The following is a 19,142-nucleotide window of genomic DNA, read 5'->3' as shown; positions in this document are numbered from 1 at the left end:
CGCCGCCTCGCGAGCACGCCGGTCGCCGGACGCGCGAGCGCCCGGGCGGCTGGCGGGTGATCAGCCGGCCCGGACGCTCGCCATCCGGTGTGGCGCGTGCCCTGCTCGGGACCGAGTCGTCGCCGCCGGCGGGGCGCGGCGGCGCGCCGCCGTGCCCGCCGCCGGCGGAGGGCTCACGTGGACGGGCGGCCGCGCTCCCCGCGGCCGGTCCCCCGCTCGCCCTTGCCGCCCTCGGAGCGCATGCCCTCGTCGCGGGTGACCTCGATGCGCTCCTTGCGGAGCTCGCCGCGCACCGTCTGCTCGTCCTGCACCCGCTCGGTGCGGACGTGCACGCGCTCGACCGGGACGGTCTCCTTGGCGATGACCGGGCGCTCCTCGTAGAGGATGATCTCGTGGTCGCCCTCGGCGATGGTGATCTTCGGGTCCGCCTCGCCGCCCACGATCGGCTCGCGGTCGATCCTGACCTCCTCGTGCGAGACCGGGATCGTGCGCTCGACCATCTCCGTGTCCACGTACTTGTGCACGTGGACGCGGCCGGCCTCGTGCCGCTCGGTGGCGATGCGCATCTGCTCCTCCGACCGGGTGATCTCGGTCATCGGGGCCTCGGCGCCCTCGCGCGCCGACTGCGGCGGCATGGTGGTCTGCCCGCGCGCCTCCTTGTCCCGGTCCTTGTCCCGGTCCTTGTCCTTGTCGGGCCGGACGGCCATGCCGGCGGCGCCCGCCGTGCCCGCGGCCCCGGCGGTGCCCGCCGCGGCGGCCGGCCCGCCGGACCCGGTCGTGCCGGACGTGCCGGTCCTGCCCTCGCTGGTCAGCCCGCGCTCACCGGCCGTCCTGGCCGCGTCCTCGCCCTCGCGGCCCTCGCGGCGCCCGCCCGGGGGACGTACGCCGTAGTGGCGGTAGAGGTCCACGATCTGCGCGTGCGACAGGTGCTCGTCCGCGTCGACGTTCGGAGCGCCCTTGATGGTCTCCTTGTCGTACGGGACCTGCAGCATGTCCTGGTTCTTCCGCGCGCCGGACAGCGGGACGAAGCTCTCCCGCATGCCGAACCATCCGGTGTGCACGGTCACCCACTCCGGGGAGCCGGAGTCGTCGTTGAGGTAGACCTGTTTGATCGTGCCGACCTTGGTCCCGTGGGTGTCGGTCACGCTCATGCCCATCAGTTCCCGCACCTGTGTCTGCGTCTGCACGTTGAACACCTCTGCTTCCTGAACGCTGCCGGGCGGACGGGGGACTGCGGGGGGAGCCGGTACGGCACCCGCCTCGCGGCAACGGTGTTCTGTTTGATCCCGAGTTGCCGGATTACTCACGGCTTTTCCGTATGGGGGCGCAATAAACACGTTTACGGGATTATGGGGGATGATTTACCCACAGGTGGCAGACCACTTCGGGGAGCCGCGTCGGCCTTTTCTCCATAAATGTCGATCGGGGCCACCATCGCGGAACACACACAGCCTCATTATGGTGATCATTTTAGAATGCGCCCGTTTCCCTTTCCCGCGCCCAAGAAAGACTGCCAGAGCACGCTCTCGAACATCGGAGAAACTGCCATGCGCGACTTTCCACGGGCGGCCCTGAGGGCGGGGGCCGCAGCGGCCGCCGCCGCGCTCGCCGGCACGGGCTTCACCGGCACGTTGCTCACCGGCACGGCCCTCGCCGAACCGCGGCGGGCGCCCGCGTGGTGCAAGCCCGGCGGGACACTGTCCGCCCGCACGATGCCGCAGCGGGTGAAGATCGCCGACTGCGATCTGCGCGGCCGTGCGGTGCGCGGCGCGAACGGGCTCACCGCGGTCGTCCCGTCCGACGGGACCTCGCTGGTCGCGCACGCGCTGCGCACCGACGGCGGCGCCGAGCTGCGCATCCGGGTGGACGAGCGGGCCGGCCTGGTCACCATCGGGACGCGCGGCGGGCGGGCGCCGCACGGCCGGCCGCGCGCCTTCCGGGCGCCGGCGTCGGCCTGCGCGGACGGCGCCCACCGCGCCGGGCCGAGCAAGTGGCGGAAGGGCACCGCCGTCCAGTGGCACTACTACGCGGGCACGGCCGGGCTGCCCAGGGGGCCCATAGCGACGGGCGTGTCCAACATGGTGAACGCCCATACCGACTGCAACGGCGGCCGCTTCGCGCCCCTGCCGGACGTGGGTGCGCGCTACGCCGGGCAGGGGAACCGGCCGCCGAACGTGACCAGCGCCGCCGCCTGCGCGAAACGGGACCGCGTCAACACCTTCGGCTGGCTGTCCTTGCAGAGCGCGGAGAACGACGTCCTCGCCGCCACCTGCACCTGGCACCTCGGGTCGACGACGGTCGAGACCGACATGGCGCTGCAGGTGCGCGGCAAGAAGTGGTGGACGAGCGGGACGTGCCCGGCGGGCGCCTACTCCGCCGAGGCGGTCGCCACGCACGAGGCGGGCCATGTCTTCGGCCTGACCCACGTCGAGGGCATCGAGCACGAGAACCTCACCATGGCGCCGGCCCTCGCCTCCTGCGACACCAGTCCCACCACCCTCGGCAAGGGCGACTACGACGGCCTGATCGCCCTCTACGGCGGACGGTGAACGACGCGGAGCCGCACCACGTCGTCCACCGTCCGGCCTGGGTACTGCGTTTCGGGGCCCCGGTCAGCGCTTCGACTGGAGCGTGCCCACGACGACGAGCCGGCGGGCGTCCGAGCCCTTGGGCGTGCAGGTGATGAGCGTGAGGTACTGCCCGTTCGGGGCGCTGGCCCGCTTGAACGGCACCGGCTCCAGGACGCGCCGGTCGCGCGGCTTGATGACGCGCTTGGTGCGCACCTTGTACACGTAGGTCACGCGGCCCACGCGCAGGACGATCCGGTCGCCGCGCCGCATCCGGTCGAGCTTGTTGAACGGGTGCCGCCAGGTCGTCCGGTGGCCGAGCAGCACCGTGTTGCCGTCGCGGCCCGGAAGGCCGGTCCCCGGGTAGTGCCCGACGGCGCGGCGCAGGACCGCCTGGCCGACGCCCTCCCGGACCGGCGCCTTCAGCCGCATCCGCTTGATCCGGATCTGCCCGATCAGCGCGCCCCGCTTCGGGCGCGCACGGGCCACCGCCGACGCGGCGCGCGCGGGCGCCGCCTGGGCGGTCGCCTGCGCCTGCACCTGGGCCCGGGCCTGCGCGGGCATCTGGGAGACGCCCAGCACGGACGCGCCGCAGCACACGGCGACGGCCACCGCGCCGAACGATTCTCGGTCGAGCATGGTTTCGCCCCAATCGGTCTGGAGTGCTCTGCCGTGGGGAAGGGACGGCACGTCTGCCGCCCCCTCACCGCGGTTCACCGGCCGCGGATCGTCATCCGCGCCGGTTCCGGCTCAGTGCAGGACCGGCGTGCCGACCCGGACCGGCATCTCGCCGTCGGTCGGCAGCTTCGGCCCGACCTCGCCCGGCGAGACGTCCACTCCCGGCAGCGGGACGAACTTCTTCAGCGTGTTGATGGCCCTCTTCACCGGGCCCAGGCTGTCCCCGCCCTCCGAGCCGGGGATCGGTCCCGCCATGCGGGAGTTGGCCGGACGCAGCGTCGAGGGCAGCTTCTTGTGCTTGGCCGCCGGACGGTGCTTGGACGGCTTGTACGGCTTCTTGTGCTTCTTCTTCACGGGCGGCGTCCGCAGCGTGGGCGGCAGCTCCTCGCCGCCGTCCCCGACGAACGCGCCGCCCTTGCACTGCGCCTGGGAGATCCCGATGACCGCGATGGAGTTCCCGCAGACGCTGATCGGCGCGGTGATCGGCGCGAACACCTGGTTGCCGCCGAGGATGCTGAAGTTGCCCGAGGTCCGCATCTTCGGGGGCTTGCCGCCGCGCTCGACGGACGCGCCGCCCTTGCACTGCGCCTCCGAGATCCCGACGATCGCGACCGAGTTCCCGCACACGCTCACCGGAGCGGTGATCGGCGCGTAGACCTGGTTGCCGCCGAGGATGCTGAAGTTGCCGGAGGTCTCCATGCCCCCGTGGCCGCCTCCGCCGTCCCAGCCGCCGCCGCCCCAGGCGGGCTCGGCCGTCCGGTAGCCGTGGTGCCCGTGGCCCCCGGACGAGACGCTCGCGCCGCCCTTGCACTGCGCCCGGCTCAGCCCGACGATCGCGATCGAGTTGCCGCAGACGTCGATCGGAAGGGTGATCGGCGCGAAGACCTGGTTGCCACCGCCGATCGAGAAGGTGCCCGAGGTCTTCATGTCACCGCCCCCGCCGCCGTACCGGGCCGCGGCGGCGCGCTCGGCCGGGGCCTGCCACGCGCCCGCGGCGGCGGGGCCGCCGTCCGGCGCGGTCGTGTCGGCGATGGCCGCGCCGGAGCCGAAGGCGGCCCCGATCGCGACGGCGCCCGCGGCCACCAGGGCCGCGCGGCTCGTGTTGCGTGCCCACATGCGCATGTGTTGCTCCTGTCTGTTGCATCGGTGGTGATCGCTGCGCGACCCGCTGGGGTGGCGCAGCCCGGCGGCGGCCATGCGCGGCCGTCGCTCATCGAGGAAAGATCATTGGGAACCCGGCTCAGCGGCCGGTGCGGGCCCGGGTGCCGGGCCGGGGAGCGCTCGTCGCGGGAGCGCTCGCCTGGGGACTGCTAGTCCGGGACGACGGACGGGCCGCCGGGCGCGGCCACGTCGGTCAGCGCCGTGCGGTGGAACGTGCTCGCGTCCACGGCCGGCGGTGCCGCGGGACCGCGGCGGTGCGGCAGGTCGGCGACCGGGACGAGCGGGTGCCCGCTCGTCGAGCCGCCGCCCGAGGGGGCGTCGGGCGCGGGCGTCACGGGCGCGTGCGCGGGTGACTCCTGGTCACCGAGGCAGCCCATGCAGTCGTCCGTCACCCGGTGCGCGGGCGCCCCGGAGGCGGCGGCGGTGTGCCCGGCCGCGCTGGGCGCCTTGCGCGCCGCGGCGTGCGGGGAGGCGGCGTGCCCGTCCGGCCGCTCGGCCGGCCGCGGCGGCGCGTCGGCCGCCGGCCGGGGTGCGGGCCGCGGGTCCGTCACCCGGTGCACGAGCCCCTTGACGACGGGCCGCTTCGGCCGCACGTCCGGTATCCGGACGCGCGGTACCCCGGCGTCGTCGGCGAGGCGGCGCACCTGCCGGACGGCCCTGTCCTTGTCGTCGAACAGGTCGTGCCGCCGCGACTGGACGTACCGCATCGGGTGGTCGCCGACCTCGCGCGCGTCCTCGGCCATCGCGTCCCAGCCGGGCCGGGACGTGAAGTGCCGGACCGTCGCGTAACCCGGATCGCCGGCCTGCGCGGGGGCCTGCCGCGCCGGCCGCTCGGCCGCGTCGGCGCTGCCGTACAGCGCGGAGAGCACGATCCAGCCGGCGATCGCGAGGCCGGCGATGGCGGCGAGGCGCAGGAGAGCGGGTACGAGCGCATGCCGCGGCCGATCCTGCGGGCGGATCGCCCCGCGCCGGATCGGTACGGAAAGCACTGCCGGTTCCCCTTTGCCGTCGAATCGAGGTCCGCTCGAACGTAACACCGGAACCGGCGGCCGCACGGAGACGCCGTCCTTTTCCACGGCGTGTCCCGCGATCATTTACCGGCCCATGAATTCGCCTTTTACCGGGCTCGCCTTTCCGGCCGGTCGACGCCCGCTTTGCCGGTTCTTGCCGGGGCTCGCCGGGACGGCGGCACTCCTCCTCCGACAGCCGGGGAGAAGTATGGGACCCGGTATCGAGTGCGCTACAGTCGGTGAACGGTCGGTTACCGGACCGCTCCCCGAGGAGTTCCCATGTTCGACCCCTCGCGCACGACCAGCCGCCTCCGCCCGCCGCGGCGGCGCCGCCCGCCGCGCCGCGAGGCGCACCGCTTCATCACCCGCGCCGACTTCGACCGCATGGTGCTCGCCGCCGTCCCCGCCGCTCAGAGCCCCCGCACCCACCGCGTGCGATCGCTCGCATGGACCCTCTACTGGCGCTGCCAATGGGCCGTCGCGACCGCCCGAGCCGACCGCTCCCGCCGCCGCGCCCGCCCGGCGGGCCACTGACGCCGCCGTCCCGCGGGGCTGGTGCGGAAAGGCACCACCACCGGGGGAAAATCCTTATCCCGGCCCGGCAGGCCGCGGAGAAGCGCCCGCCTCCAGGAGGGTGGTGGCGCTCCTGGAGGCGGACGGGTCGACGGGGGTCAGCGGTGGGACGTGTCCGATTCGAGGACGTCCGGCCGGCGGGACGCGGGCGGGAGCACGCGCGGGGCCCGGCGGACGATGTGCCGCGAGATGCGGCCCGCGGTGAAGGCGGCGCCGTGCACGAAGCGCATGACGGGCCCGAACGTCGGGGCCGCGGCCAGGCCGGCGAAGTACAGGCCCGGGGTGGACGCCTCGAAGTCCCGGCTGAGGACGGGGGCGCCGTAGCGGGTGGCGACGGCGCCGCGCAGCGCCGGGGCGAGCATGCCGAGGCGGCCGACGTCGGGCACGAACCCGGTGGCGGCGAGGACGTGCTCGACCTCGGTGACCTGGCGGCGGCCGCGGCGGTCGACGGTGGTGAGCGCGATGCCGTCCTCCTGCTCCACCGCCTTCGCCAGGCGGCGGCCCGTCGAGACGCGGACCCGGTCGTCCAGCCGGTCGCGCAGCCACCAGGACCCGGCCGGCGGCAGCGTCTCGCGGACGATCCGGCGCCGCGTCCCCTCCGGCAGGTAGCGCACGAGGCCGGGCCGCTCGGCCCACAGCCAGGTGCGGTAGCCGGTGCCGAGGCCGGAGCGGGGGCCGCCGAGCAGCCGGTCGCGCGCCGACCGGTGCTCCTCGGGGACGGTGTTCCAGTCGAGCCGGGGCCGCCGGGCGATGACGTGCGGGTGCGCGCCGGCGTCGGCCAGCAGCACCGCCGTCTCCAGGGCCGACTGCCCGGCGCCGATGACGGCGACCTCCTTGCCGGCGAACAGGGCGAGGTCGCGGTGGGCGCTGCTGTGCGAGACGAGCCAGGACGGCATGCCCGCCAGCTCGTCCGGCAGGTGCGCGAACGGGCCGACGCCGACCGCGAGCACCACGGCCCGCGCCGCGATCGTCTCGCCGGTGGACAGCGTGACGGCGTAGCCGCCCGCGCCGCCCCGCTCGACGTTCACGACCTGCGCGTCCCGGTCGTCGGGGCGCTGCGGGACGGCCGCCGCGGCGAACCAGCGGCCGTACTCGATGAAGGTGTCCAGCGGGATCGGCTGGCCGAGCCGCCAGTCCGGATGGCGGTCGGTGAACCGCAGGCCCGGCTGCGGCGCCCCCAGGTTGGACGCGAACGGCTCCGATTTCAGGAACATGCCCTCGGGCATGCCCGCCTCCCAGAACCGCATCGGCTCGCCGACGATCCGGACGTCGAGCCCGAGGTTCTGCAGGTGCGCGGCGGTCGACAGGCCGTAGGGCCCGGCGCCGGCGATCACGACGTCGCTGACCGAGTCGCTCATGTCTCTCTCCCCCGTGTGTTCGTTGTGTTACCTGGCGCGGAACCGCTCGACCGCCCGCAGCGCGCCGCGCCTGCCCAGCGCGAGGAAGGGCTGCAGGTCGTCGCGGGCGTACCAGGCGAACTCGTCGGCCGCGCGCAGCGGGCGCAGGGTCCCGGCGCGCAGCAGCGCCCGTCCGGCGGACTGCTGGAGGTAGTGGTTCTCCACCAGCAGGGTGCGGCCGAGCGCCGGGCGCGCGTCCGGGACGCTGCGGCCCGACTGGTCGAGGTGCAGGACGCGGGCCAGGTCGAGCCCGTTGCGGTCGGTGAACAGGCGGAACTGCGCCCCGATCCGGGGGTTGAAGTCGAGCAGGTGGTAGCCGCCGCTGCCCGCGTCGAGGCGGAAGTCGAGGTCGACGAGGCCGCGGCAGCCGAGCAGCCGGACGATCCGCACGGCGAGCCGCTCCAGCTCGGCGTTGGCGACCCACTCGCCGGACACGGTGTGCCCGGCCTGCGGCGGGTGCGCGAGGTGCTTGCGGCCGGTGGCGCCGTACAGGCAGTCGAGGTTCGCGTCGAAGTAGCCCTGGAAGAACCAGTCGCCGCCGGCCGGCGGGACGCGGCGCTGCAGGATCAGCGGGCCGGCGTCCCCGTCCGGGTCGCGGTCGCGGGTGGCGGCGAACAGCCGGTGCAGCTCGCCGAGCGTGCCGGCGAGCGTGGTGCTGCGCATCCCCGGGCCGAGCCGCCACGGCCGCGCCCACTTGGCGATCAGCGGCAGGCCGAGCGCGGCGGCGGCGTCCTCCACGTCCGCGGCGGACTCGGGCGTGTGGCTCGGCGGGCAGGTGATGCCGTACTTCTCGCACGCCTCCAGCAGCCGGGCCTTGTCGGCGACGCGGCGGGGGACGTCCGGGTCCTGGCGGGGGAGGACGAAGCGGGGCCGCAGCTCGTCGGCGTGCTCGGCGGCGAAGATCGCGCCGGCGTCGTCCATCGGGACCAGGAGGGTGCCGCGGCCGATCCGGTCGCCGATCGCGCGCAGGTGGTCCACCAGCGCGGCGGGGTGCGCGGCGGGCGGCGCCCACGGCTCCCCGCGGTGCAGGTAGCGGGACCGGGACGCGGGGTTGGCCGGCCCCTCCATGATCGCGTGGACGGGCACCCCGGCGCGGCCGAGGCTGCGGATCGCCGCGAGCGTCCCGTGGTGGAAGAAGTTGCGGTCGGTGCGCAGCAGCAGGACGGGCAGGCCGGGGTCGAGGCGCGTGCGCGGCGGGGTCCGCGTGTCGAAGAACATGCGGTCAGCCGCATTCCCAGGGATTGATGCGCACGACACCCTTCCTAACGTAAATTCTTTGCTCTTTCCGTCCGGACGGCTTTTCCGCGGCGGACCTCCACGGGCATACAATACGCATGCGAGCTGCCGATATCCATTCAGCGGGGCGGCCATTCGAGCCGCGCCGGAAAAGGCCGCTTCCCTTCTGTCCGCTCCCGCCGGTTCTGGCGGTTTTCGCCTTCCTGGCGCTGCTGGCGACCTCCGCCGCGGTGCCGTGGGCGCGTTCGCAGTCGGTCCAGAAGGCGCCGTCCTACGTGCCGCTCGGGGCCTTCCTCGGCTCCGGGCCGGAGGGGGTGGCGCGGGTCGGCCGGTTCCAGCGGTGGCTCGGCTCGACGGTGACGGTCGGGCGCACCTACCTGCCGGGCGACGACTGGCGCGGGATCGAGGGCCCGTGGGGGCTGCTGGCGCCGTGGGCGCACTGGAAGTCCGCCGATCCGCGGCGGAAACTGGTGGTCAACGTGCCGATGATGGCCCCGAACGAGGGGTGGCTCCCGGTGCCGGTGCTGCGCTCGCTGCTGCGCGGCGGCGCGGCCGGCGCGTTCGACGGCCACTACCGGGTGCTGGCCCGGCGGCTGGTGTCGCTCGGCGCCGGCGACACGGTCATCGTGCTCGGCTGGGAGATGAACGGGGAGTCCTACGGCGGCCGGTGCGCGCCCGACCCCGGCGCGTGGAAGGCGTACTGGCGGCGGATCGTCGCGGTCATGCGCGCGGTGCCGGGCCAGCGTTTCCGGTTCGATTTCGCGCCAACGCGCGGCCGGGACGCGATCCCGTGGACGGAGTGCTATCCGGGTGACGACGCGGTCGACATCATCGGGTCCGACAGCTACGACCAGCCGGCCGGGAAGTCGTTCGCCGAATTCGTGGAAGAACCGTACGGGCTGCGGGCGCAGGCCGAATTCGCCGCCGCGCACGGCAAGCCGCTGTCGTTCCCCGAATGGGGCTTGTTCCGCAATTCAGACAACCCCGATTATGTACGGGGAATGCACGACTGGATCATGTCGCACGACGTCGTGTACCAGTCGATCACCGACTACTGCCCGCACGGGGTGTGGTCGTGCGGCGGCAACCCCCGCTCGTCCGCCGCCTACCGGGAGCTGTTCGGCGGGGTGACGGCACCGCCGCCGTCGCCGTCGAACGCGCCGTTCACCCCGCCGGCCGCGCCCGCGGGGCCGACCGGCGCGGCGAAGCCCACGACCTCGGTCCCGGCGAGGCCGGTGCGGCCGAGCGCGCCCGCCACCGCGCGCGTGTCGCCGGAGGCGTCCTCGCGCGCCTCGTCGGGGGCGCCGCCGCGTCCGGCCGCCACCTCGCGGGTGACGGCGGCGAGCGAGGCCAGCGTCCCCGCGAGGTCGTAGCCGGCCGATGCCTCGGCGCCCGCGCGGCCCTCCCGTTCGGCGGCCTCCGGGCACTGGAGCCGGACCGCGAGCTGCGCGGCGAGCGCGCCGGGGTCCTCCGCGGGCACCAGCGCGCCGAGGCCCGGCCGGACGATCTCCGTGATGCCCGGGATGTCCGTCCCGACGACGGGCCGTCCCATGGCGAGGGCCTCCAGCGCGATCAGCGGCAGCCCCTCCCACCGGGACGGCATCGCGACGACGTTCGCCGCGGCCAGCCAGTCGCGCGGGTCCTCCACCGCCGGGACGAACCGGATGCCGGACGACCGGTCCCGGCGCGTCCACACCGGGTCGCCGCCGGCCCCGACGATCGCGAGCAGCGCGGCGGGGCACCGCTCGACGACGGACGGCCACGCCTCGACCAGGACGTCCTGCCCCTTCTGCCGGGTCACCCGGCCGACGCAGACGGCGAGCGGCGCGCCGGTCGGCAGGCCCAGCCGGATCCGCGCGGCCAGCCGCGCCGCCGCGTCCGCCGGGACGAACCGGCGCAAATCGACACCGTTGCGGACGAGCCGGTACGGGCCGCGCACACCGGCGTCCATGCCGTGGCTCAGCTCGCCCGCGCCGACGCAGACGAGCGCATCGCTCCAGCGGGCGGCGAGCCGCTCCCAGCGGCGGCTCGCGGCGGCCTGCCGCCCGGTCGCGGCGAGCCACGACCAGCCGTGCGGCTGGAACATCGTCGGCGTGCCGCCCGGCCGGCGCAGCAGCCGCCCCGCCAGGCCCGCCTTCGAGGAGTGCAGGTGGACGACGTCGGGCGCGAACGTCCGGACGAGCCCGCGCAGGCGCAGCGCCTCCCGCAGCACCCCGGGGCCGGGGCCGCGCCCCGCGTCCCAGTGCAGCCACGGCACGCCGGCCGCCATGCAGCGCTCGGGCAGGTCGCCGCCCGCCGGGCAGGCCACCGCCACGTCCCATCCGCGCCTGCGCTGGTCGCACGCCGCCTGCCCGACATAGACGGCGACGCCGCCGGCGTTGGGCTGGCTGACGTGCAGGACGCGCGGCGGCACCGGCTCAGTCATGGGATCCCCGCCCGCTCCCCGGCAGCCTGCCCGCGTGCCGCCGGTCCGCCAGGCGCGCGCGGGCCCGGACGACCCCGGCGAACGCGGCGGCCGAGGCCGTCCGCGCCAGGATGATCTGCTCGTTCCGCACCGGCGTCGGCCGCCATTTCAGCTTGTACGGTTCGTCGCCGCGCAGCAGGCTGACGCCCTGCCGGTGCCGGTCGCGGGCGAGGGCGAGGTCCTCGCGCAGCATCATCAGCGAGACGTCCACGCGGTCGCGCAGCTCGGGGATCGCGCCGTACAGGTAGGCGCCGACGTGCCGGTGCCCGATGAGGACGAGGTCGCCGGCGACGAGCCGGCCGTCCCACCGGTACCGCAGCACGGCGGCGCGCCCGTCCCGGACCATCCCGCTCGCGGCCTCGGCCAGGTGCCGGCGGAACCGCTCCCGGGTGTGCTCGGGGTTGATCGGGCGGCCCTGCCACTGCAGGGCGTGCAGGTCCAGCAGGGCGTGCACGGCCTCCGCGGCCTGCTCGGCCGGGACGCTCTCGGCCGAGATGCCGCGCACGTCGATCTTGCGGAGCTTCGCGCGCATCTTCCCGGCGGTGCGGCCCGGCAGCCGGGCGAGGACGTCGTCCATGCCGGCGGCCGGGAGCTCCAGGCACACCGAGGACGGCGCCCGCCACGTCCGGCGCGGCCACCGCGCGGCGACCGCGTGCGCCGCCGACCCGGGGCGGACCTCGCGCAGGTCGATCGCGCACCAGCCCCGCTCGTCCAGCAGCGCCCGGGTGAGGTGCCGGACGGCGCCGTCGCCGTACACGGGGTCGAGGAGGAAGTCCGTGAAGTCGCTCTGCTCGGCGGCCAGCGGGACCAGCACCGGGAACCCGTAGCGGGTGCCCGCCATCAGCGGCGCCGCCGCGACGAGCCGGCCCCGGCAGCGGACGAGGACGAGCCGCAGCCGCCCCCGCGTCCCGTACCAGCCCCACCACGACTTCAGCCACTCGTAGGTCTGGAACGGCGTCGCGGCGGGGCTGCGGTCGTACAGGTCGCGCAGTTCGTCCGCGAACGTGACGAGCGCCTGCTCGTTCCGGTGCACCTCCGCCGACCACTCGACGGCCGGGGTGGCGGACCGGACGGCTGCGACGGCGGTCATGACCTCACCTCCATCCGGTCGGCGGCGGGCGGGGCGGGGACGGCGGCGGACGCGGGCGCCGCGCCGCGCCGGGCACCGCGCCGCCCGGCCATCACGGCGGCGACGAGCCCGGCGAGCAGCACCCCGGTCGCGGTCCCGGCGGCGACGCCCAGCGGCAGGTTCGGCGAGGACGGCGCCGCCGGCGGCTCTGCGAGCGTCATCAGCGCGACGCGGACGCCGGTGTCGGAGCGGTGCGACGTCCCGTACCGGACGAGCGCGTCGGCGGCGGCGTTGGCGAACGCGGCCGCGTCGCCGGCCGTGCGGGCGCTGCCGGCGAGCCGGATCAGCGGCGTGTCCGGCGACGTGGACGCCTGGATGTGCTCGCGGGTGCCGCCCGGCGCGTGCCGCGGCAGCGGGAGCGTGGAGTACTCGAGGGTCTCCGGCAGCGGCGCGAGCCGGCCGTACGCCTGCGCGAAGCTGACCGCCGCCGGGCCGGACCCGCCGTCCCCGGCGTCCACGACGAGGACGAACGCCGTCGCGGTGTAGGTGGTCGGCGCGAGCAGCGCGTAGCCGAGCCCGCCGAGGAACCCGGCGAGCACGAGCGCGAGCGACAGGCCGAACCGCCGCAGGCAGGCGGTGAGCGGCCGGCGCAGCCGCCGGGCGGCGGCCCGGAGCGGGCCGCTCCGGACGGTCCGCGTCTCCCTGCGGCCGATGGGCCGTCTCCTGGCGTCACGTGGCGGCATCATGAGCCCTTTCTCGAATCGGAACGACCCCGCGGGCGGGCGGCTCGGGCAGGTACAGCCGGGCGATCTCGGCGGCCTGCTCGGCGATGGCGTAGCGGGCGACGGCGGGCGGCACGCGCGTCCGGTCCGGGTGCGCGTTCAGGTGCGCGTTCAGGGCGCGGCGCAGTTCCGCGCTCCAGGTCCCGGCGCGGGCGACGGCGGGCACGCGGCGCGCGCCGGGGGCCCCGCCGGGCGGGAGGTCGTCGAGGGCGGGGCAGGCGGTGTAGCGGACGGGCAGCCCGGCGGCGAGGGCCTCCAGGACGCCGAGCCCGAAGGTCTCCTGGGCGGACGGCGCGGCGAGCACGTCCATCGCGGCGAGTGCGCCCGCCACGTCCGACGTCCCGCCGGTGAAGACGACGGGGACGCGCAGGTCGCGGGCGCGGCGCTCCAGGGCGGCCCGCTCGGGCCCGGCGCCGACGAGCAGCAGCCGGACGCCGTCCAGCCGGGCGACCGCGTCGATCAGCAGGTCGAACCGCTTGGTCGGGACGAGCCGTCCGACGGCGCCGACGACGGGCTCGGCCGGGAGGATGCCGAGGCGGCGGCGGGTCGCGGCGCGGCGGGCCGCGTCGAACGCGAACGCGGCGGCGTCGATGCCGTTCGGGATCACCACGATGCGGCCGGGCCGCACGCCCCAGCCGCGCAGCCGGCCGGCGACGGTCGGCGACACCGCGACGGTCAGCGACCCGAGCCGCTCGGTCGCCCGGTACAGGGCCCGGACGCCGCGCGTCGTCGCGCGTCCCTCGATGTGGCCGTCGCCGAGCGAGTGCTCGGTGGCGATGACGCGGGGCGTCCCGGCGAGGCGCGCCGCGATCCGGCCGTAGACGCACGCCCGGTACAGGTGCGTGTGGACGACGTCGTACCGGCCGCGCCGGATCAGCCGCGCGAGCCGGGGCAGCGCCGCGAGGTCCCGGTTGCCGCGCATCCCGATCTCGTGGACGGGCACGCCGGTGCGGCGGATCTCCGCGCCGAGCGTCCCGGTCCGGGTGAGGGTCGCGACCTCGCTGGCGACCGGCAGGTGCCGCAGCAGCAGCGCGAGTTGGCGTTCCGCGCCGCCGTGCTCCAGCCCGGTGATGACGTGCAGGACCCGGGTCACACGTGGCTCCGGCGGCGCAGCTCGTGCCGGACGACCTTGGCGCGCAGCCGCAGCGGCCCGTCCCGGTCGCCGATGTAGGTGCGGGGCAGCGCGTGCCGCGACGGCTCCTCGGGCCGGATGTCGCACGCGTGGTCGTACCCGGCGGCGCGCACCGCCTCGACCTCGCGGGCGGTGGCGTGCCCGTAGGGGTAGGCGAAGCCGGTGACCGGCGCCTCGACGATCTCCTCCAGGGCGGCGCGGCTCTCCTCCAGTTCCTCGCGCAGCTCGGTGTCGTCCGTCCCGGGGAGGGAGACGTGGTGGCGGCCGTGCGAGGCGACCTCCATGCCGGCGCCCGCGACGGTGCGGATCTGGTCGGCCGTCATCAGCGGCTTGCGCGGGCCGTCGTCCCACGCGTTGTAGGTGCCGATCCGGCCGGACACGACGTACACCGTCGCGCCGAACCCGTACCGCAGCAGCGCCGGGACGGCCCGCGTCGCGAAGTCGGCGTAGCCGTCGTCGAAGGTCAGCCCGACGAGGCCGCGGGACCGCCCGGCGGCGTGCGCGTCCAGCAGCTCCGCCATCGCGACGCCGCGCAGGCCGCGGGCGCGCAGCCAGGCGAGCTGCCGCTCGAACCGGGCCGGCGACACCGTGACCAGGTGCGGATCCTCATCGAAGTGGTCGACCGAGTGGTACATCAGCACCAGCGGAACCGGCCGGATCACCTCCGGCGGCCGCTCCGGCCCGGTCACTCTCGCCGGTTCGGTCACTCCGGCTGGTTCGGTCGGCTGGCTCACTGGTCTCCCCCGATTCGGTCCGGCCGCGCACACCGCCGCGCGACCGCAAAGCGATCCATGGAGCAACGAGGTCGGGTCCCGCCAGGGCGGTCAGGACCGCGAACGCGGCGGTGACCACGGCACCGCCGGCGACGAGCTGGACGAGCGCCGGCGCCCCGGCGAGGCCGCGGGCGGCGAGCGCCCCCGCCGCGCACGCCCCGGCGGCGGCGAGCATCAGCCGGGACACGTCGGCGGCGATCCGGCGCGGCGCGAGCGGCGCGATGCCGCGCCGCAGCCCGCCGAGCAGCAGGACGGCGGCGAGCGTGATCCCGGTGGCGTTGGCGGCGGCGAGCGCGAGCGTCCCGCCGGACGCCGCGAACCCGCTCCCGACGGCGGCGGTGACGGCGAGGCCCAGCGCGAGGACGCGGGCGGGCCGCCAGGTCGGCCGCCGCTGCGCGAAGAACGCGCGGGCCGCGAGGCCGACCGCCGACTGCCCCCACAGGCCGAGCGCGTACACCCGCATGATCGACGCGGTGCCCGCCGTGTCGTCGGAGGTGAACTCGCCGTGCTCGAACAGCACCCGGATGACCGTGGGCGCGAACGCCACCAGGAACGCGGTCGCCGCCAGCACCATCGCGCTCGCGACCACGAGGTCCTGCCGGATGCGGCGGGCGACGCGCCGGGTGTCGCCGTCCGCGGAGGCCCGCGCCAGCCTCGGGAACGTCACCGTCACGATCAGCAGCGACAGCACCATCGGCACCTGCGCGACCTTCTGCGCGTAGTTCAGCTGGGAGATCGACCCGGCGGATAGCTCCGAGCCGAGGAACCGCTCGACGAACACCTGCGCCTGCCGCGTCACCGTGTAGACGACGACCGGCGCCACCGCCGCGGCCCCGAGCCGCCACTCGACACCGCCCATCGGGGACGCGGGCACGGCGGGGCTGTCGCGGAGGCAGCGGGCGAAGGCCGGTGCCTGGACCGCGACCATCAGCAGGCTGCCGCAGGCGACGCCGACGGCCGCGCTGGTGATCCCGACGAGGCCGGACAGGCCCGCGATCAGCGCGAGGATGCCGATGTTGTAGGCCGCGTAGATCGCGGCGGGCGGACCGAACCGGTGGTGGGCGCGCAGCGTGGCGCTCATGAAGCCCGCCACGCCGAACGTCACGACGGTGACGGCCGTCAGCCGCACGCACATCACGGCGGATCCGTCCTCGGCCAGGCCGGGCGCCAGGACGTCCACCACGACCGGGGCCGCGGCCACGAGCGTCAGCGTGACCAGCGCCAGGCAGAACACCATGCGCGGCAGCGCCGAGCCGACGAGCGGGCGCAGCCCGTCGCCGCGCGCCAGCAGGCGGGTGACGACCGGGACCATCAGCAGCGCCATCGCGTCCTCGATGAGCAGCGGCGACACCGTCTCCGGGATCGTCCACGCGACGAGGAACGCGTCGGTGCTGCCGCTCGCGCCGAACATGTGCGCCATCACCAGGTCGCGCGCGAACCCGAGCGCGGTGCCCGCGGCGATGAGCACGCCCGACAGCGCGGCGGCGCGCCCGACGGAGCCGGCCCCCGCCGTCATGCCCGGACCGTCCCGAAGGAGCGCACCGCGACGGCGCCGATCACGATGGCGGTGAGCGCGCACGTCGGCCCGCCCATGTCCGCGTACAGGAAGTTGATCAGGAGGAACGCCAGCAGCGCGGTGCCCGCGAGCCAGCACGGGTCGCGGACGTCGCGGCGCCTCCACAGCCCGGCGACGAGCACGGCGAGCAGCGCGCCGAACCCGGCGAGGCCCAGCGCGCCCTGTTCGGACAGGAACAGCAGGTACTGGTTGTGCGGCGACAGCAGCGGCTGCCGCACGTAGCCGTTCACGGGGTCGTCGGTCTCGCTGCCGGACGACAGCTCGATGCCGGCGTAGGTGTCGCGGTAGGCCGGGAAGTTCTTCACGCCGACGCCGGTGACCGGGTGGTCCTCCCAGATCCGGACGGCGGCGGCCCACAGGTTGTACCGGTCGTCCACGGACTGGTCGGGCTGGGTGATCGACGCGGCCATCGACTTGGACCGCTCGACGACGGCCTGCCCGCCGCCGCCCGCCAGGGCGAGCACGACCATCAGGGCGCCGCAGCAGGTCAGCACCTTGACCGCCGTCCACCGGTCGAAGACCACCAGGATGAGGACGGCGGCGGCGCCGAGCGCGAGCCACGTGCCGCGGCTCAGCGCGAACGCGAGCGCGGCGGCCAGCACGCCGAGCCCCGCCAGCGCCGCCGGGACGGCGAGGCCGCGCGCCCGCGCGGCGGCGCGGCCGGGCGCGGTCAGCGCGAACGCGGTCAGGATGAGGAACGCGAACCCGGCGACGATCGACATCGCCATCACGTCGAGGGCGCCGAACGTGCCGACGGCCCGGATGTTGCGGCCGTCCATCGACGCGCCGTTGCCGGTGGCCGACTGCCAGATCCCGTACCCGGCCTCCGCCAGCCCCAGCCCGAGCAGCGCGGACAGGACGATCACGAGGTCGCGGCGGTCCCGGACGAGCAGCACCACCGCCAGCGGCACCAGCACGAACACCTGGAGGTCGCGGACGAAGCCGACCACGCTGGTCTCGATGTCCGCCGAGTGGACGGTGCTGATCCCGAGCGCCGCCACCAGCGGCGCGAACGCGGGCAACGCCGCACGCGGCAGCGCCACCTGGCCCGTGACCAGCAGGAACACGGCGACGAGCACCAGCGCGCCGCTCGCCACATCGCCGGCGGTGACCTGGACGCCGGGCCCGAACGCCCGCGCGCCCGGCGGGATCCCGACGCACGCCACCGCCGCCGCGATCAGCCAGCTCGGCCGGCGCGGCGGCCACGTCGCCGGGAACGGCGCGGCGAGGACGGTCATCCGGAGTCCCGGCAGAGCATCGCGTGGGCGGTCAGCAGCAGGATCTTCAGGTCGCCGGCGAACGACCAGTGGTCGATGTAGTGGTTGTCCAGCCGCGCCCGCAGCTCGATGGAGGTGTCGCCGCGGAACCCGTGCACCTGCGCCCAGCCCGTCATCCCCACCGGGACGCGGTGCCGCAGCATGTAGCCGGGGCAGGTGCGGGAGAACTGCTCCACGAAATGGGGGCGCTCCGGGCGCGGCCCGACGAGGCTCATGTCGCCGCGCACCACGTTCCACAGCTGCGGCAGTTCGTCCAGCGACGTGTTGCGCAGGAACCGGCCGACCCGCCCCATCCGCGCGTCGTTCTTGACCGTCCAGCGGGTGTCGGACTCCGTCTCGTCCACCGGCTTCAGCGTCCGGAACTTCAGCAGCACGAACTCCTCGCCGCCGAGCCCGATCCGGCGCTGCCGGAACAGCACCCCGGGACCGCCCTCGACCCGCACCGCGACCGCGCACACCGCGAGCACCGGCGCCGCGACGACCAGCAGCAGCGACCCCAGCACGGCGTCCAGCGCCCGCTTCGCGCGCCGCGCCGCCGGGTCGCGCAGCCGCCAGTCGACCCGCGCGCACGGCAGCCCGGCGAGGTACTCGCACCGCCCCGCCGCCACCGGCACCACGTCCGACGACGGCCGGACGAGCAGGGTCTCGCACGGCAGCCCGAACGAGACGCGCAGCACCGCGCCGAGATGGTCGGGGTGGACGTCCTCGGCGACGACGACCAGCGTCCCGACCCCGTGCTCCTGGACGAGCGCCGGCAGGTCGGCGGTCTCCCCGAGCACCGGCGCCGCCGCGGGCCGTCCCGCCGCGACCTGCCCGACCGCCGCCAGCCCCAGCTCGCCGCGCTCCCGCAGGATGTCGACCAGGTGCGCGGCCGTCGCGCCCGTCCCGACGACGAGCGCCGGCCGCGGCCGCGCCCTGCGGCACCGGTACGTCCGGACGGCGGCGTTCACGAACGCGCGGAACCCGAGCGACATCGTCGCCGCCACCGCCACCGCCCACAGCAGCGCCGCCGCCGGATGCGGCAGCAGCACCGCCACGACGGCGCCGACGGCGAGGATCCGGGCGAGCAGCGGCGGGCCGTCGGCCAGCAGCGACGGGCTGCGGCGCGTCCGGTACAGCCCGCCGGAGGCGTTCGCCCCGACGACGGCCAGCGCGGCGAGCGCCGCCACGACGCCGCCCCGGGTCATGGAGACGCCGACCGCCATCGCCCATCCGTCCACCACGGCGACGCACGCGGGCCCCATTCCGGACAGCGTCCGGCCGCCGCGCCCCGACGGGACGAAGGCGGCGAGGTCCGCCGGCGCGAGATCCGCGGGGCCGGCGCCCGAGTCGATGGACGGACTCAGCCCCTGGGCTCTCATCGCACGTCCCTTCACCAGACAAGAACTCACCGGGAGGTGACTCTGCGGGGGCCGTCACGTGCGGCCACGCTCAGCATCGCAGCTGG

At 75.7% G+C, this 19,142-nt stretch carries 16 protein-coding genes and 1 pseudogene; 3 read left to right on the top strand and 14 right to left on the bottom strand.

Annotated features, from left to right (window positions below; all coding sequences use genetic code 11):
- Positions 1–173 precede the first annotated feature (173 nt).
- Positions 174–1,187 carry a DUF2382 domain-containing protein gene (locus tag HUT06_RS03685; RefSeq protein WP_176194408.1) on the bottom strand — a complete coding sequence of 338 codons (1,014 nt, stop codon included), beginning with the start codon at positions 1,185–1,187 and terminating at the stop codon, positions 174–176.
- 360 nt (positions 1,188–1,547) lie between these two features.
- Between HUT06_RS03685 and HUT06_RS03680 the strand changes: the two genes are divergently transcribed.
- On the top strand, positions 1,548–2,549 hold the full coding sequence (locus HUT06_RS03680; RefSeq protein ID WP_176194407.1) for a matrixin family metalloprotease: 1,002 nt from the start codon (positions 1,548–1,550) through the stop codon (positions 2,547–2,549).
- Between the two features lie 63 nt (positions 2,550–2,612).
- Here the strand turns inward: HUT06_RS03680 and HUT06_RS03675 are convergent, their stop codons facing one another.
- From HUT06_RS03675 to HUT06_RS03665, 3 genes are all read right to left on the bottom strand, one after another.
- Positions 2,613–3,206 (bottom strand): class E sortase, encoded by a 594-nt coding sequence (locus HUT06_RS03675; RefSeq protein ID WP_176194406.1) that lies wholly within the window; start codon positions 3,204–3,206, stop codon positions 2,613–2,615.
- A 111-nt stretch (positions 3,207–3,317) separates the two neighbouring features.
- Entirely contained in the window at positions 3,318–4,367 is a 1,050-nt protein-coding gene (locus HUT06_RS03670; protein ID WP_176194405.1) for a chaplin family protein, read from the bottom strand.
- Between the two features lie 188 nt (positions 4,368–4,555).
- Positions 4,556–5,395 carry a hypothetical protein gene (locus HUT06_RS03665; protein WP_176194404.1) on the bottom strand — a complete coding sequence of 280 codons (840 nt, stop codon included), beginning with the start codon at positions 5,393–5,395 and terminating at the stop codon, positions 4,556–4,558.
- Between the two features lie 300 nt (positions 5,396–5,695).
- Here HUT06_RS03665 and HUT06_RS03660 point away from each other — a divergent pair, with 300 nt between their 5' ends.
- Positions 5,696–5,950, top strand: coding sequence for a hypothetical protein (locus HUT06_RS03660; protein WP_176194403.1), 255 nt, complete (start codon positions 5,696–5,698; stop codon positions 5,948–5,950).
- 137 nt (positions 5,951–6,087) lie between these two features.
- Here the strand turns inward: HUT06_RS03660 and HUT06_RS03655 are convergent, their stop codons facing one another.
- Both HUT06_RS03655 and HUT06_RS03650 read right to left on the bottom strand, forming a co-directional pair.
- Positions 6,088–7,347 (bottom strand): FAD-dependent oxidoreductase, encoded by a 1,260-nt coding sequence (locus HUT06_RS03655; protein ID WP_176194402.1) that lies wholly within the window; start codon positions 7,345–7,347, stop codon positions 6,088–6,090.
- A gap of 27 nt (positions 7,348–7,374) precedes the next feature.
- Positions 7,375–8,604 (bottom strand): ATP-grasp domain-containing protein, encoded by a 1,230-nt coding sequence (locus tag HUT06_RS03650; protein ID WP_176194401.1) that lies wholly within the window; start codon positions 8,602–8,604, stop codon positions 7,375–7,377.
- Between the two features lie 116 nt (positions 8,605–8,720).
- On the opposite strand from HUT06_RS03650, the gene HUT06_RS44310 reads away from it, so the two are divergent.
- Complete coding sequence (locus HUT06_RS44310) at positions 8,721–9,995, top strand: glycoside hydrolase family 26 protein (RefSeq protein WP_254714963.1); 1,275 nt, start codon at positions 8,721–8,723, stop codon at positions 9,993–9,995.
- A gap of 29 nt (positions 9,996–10,024) precedes the next feature.
- Here HUT06_RS44310 and HUT06_RS03645 read toward each other — a convergent pair.
- The 8 genes and pseudogenes from HUT06_RS03645 to HUT06_RS03610 form a co-directional block, all read right to left on the bottom strand.
- Positions 10,025–11,047 (bottom strand): annotated as a pseudogene (locus tag HUT06_RS03645) (glycosyltransferase family 4 protein); the annotation flags it as partial.
- Positions 11,040–12,176: a GNAT family N-acetyltransferase gene (locus tag HUT06_RS03640; protein ID WP_176194399.1), complete on the bottom strand. Its 1,137-nt coding sequence runs from the start codon at positions 12,174–12,176 to the stop codon at positions 11,040–11,042. The pseudogene HUT06_RS03645 and the gene HUT06_RS03640, both read right to left, overlap by 8 nt.
- A complete protein-coding gene (locus HUT06_RS03635) occupies positions 12,173–12,901 on the bottom strand; it encodes a hypothetical protein (protein WP_176194398.1) in 729 nt (242 codons plus the stop codon). Before HUT06_RS03635 ends, HUT06_RS03640 begins: the two co-directional genes overlap by 4 nt.
- Positions 12,885–14,030: a glycosyltransferase gene (locus HUT06_RS03630; RefSeq protein WP_176194397.1), complete on the bottom strand. Its 1,146-nt coding sequence runs from the start codon at positions 14,028–14,030 to the stop codon at positions 12,885–12,887. Before HUT06_RS03630 ends, HUT06_RS03635 begins: the two co-directional genes overlap by 17 nt.
- Entirely contained in the window at positions 14,027–14,704 is a 678-nt protein-coding gene (locus HUT06_RS03625) for a polysaccharide deacetylase family protein (protein WP_176194396.1), read from the bottom strand. The genes HUT06_RS03630 and HUT06_RS03625 overlap by 4 nt, the downstream gene beginning before the upstream one ends.
- A complete protein-coding gene (locus HUT06_RS03620) occupies positions 14,676–16,358 on the bottom strand; it encodes a lipid II flippase MurJ (RefSeq protein WP_254714962.1) in 1,683 nt (560 codons plus the stop codon). Before HUT06_RS03620 ends, HUT06_RS03625 begins: the two co-directional genes overlap by 29 nt.
- Positions 16,355–17,656, bottom strand: coding sequence for an O-antigen ligase (locus tag HUT06_RS03615; protein ID WP_176194395.1), 1,302 nt, complete (start codon positions 17,654–17,656; stop codon positions 16,355–16,357). Before HUT06_RS03615 ends, HUT06_RS03620 begins: the two co-directional genes overlap by 4 nt.
- Entirely contained in the window at positions 17,653–19,056 is a 1,404-nt protein-coding gene (locus tag HUT06_RS03610) for a sugar transferase (protein ID WP_254714961.1), read from the bottom strand. Before HUT06_RS03610 ends, HUT06_RS03615 begins: the two co-directional genes overlap by 4 nt.
- Between the last annotated feature and the right edge of the window lie 86 nt (positions 19,057–19,142).

Origin of the sequence: Actinomadura sp. NAK00032, assembly GCF_013364275.1 — a bacterium.
In the GTDB taxonomy this organism is placed as follows: Bacteria; Actinomycetota; Actinomycetes; order Streptosporangiales; family Streptosporangiaceae; genus Spirillospora.
This window is presented reverse-complemented; position numbering and strand designations above follow the sequence as displayed.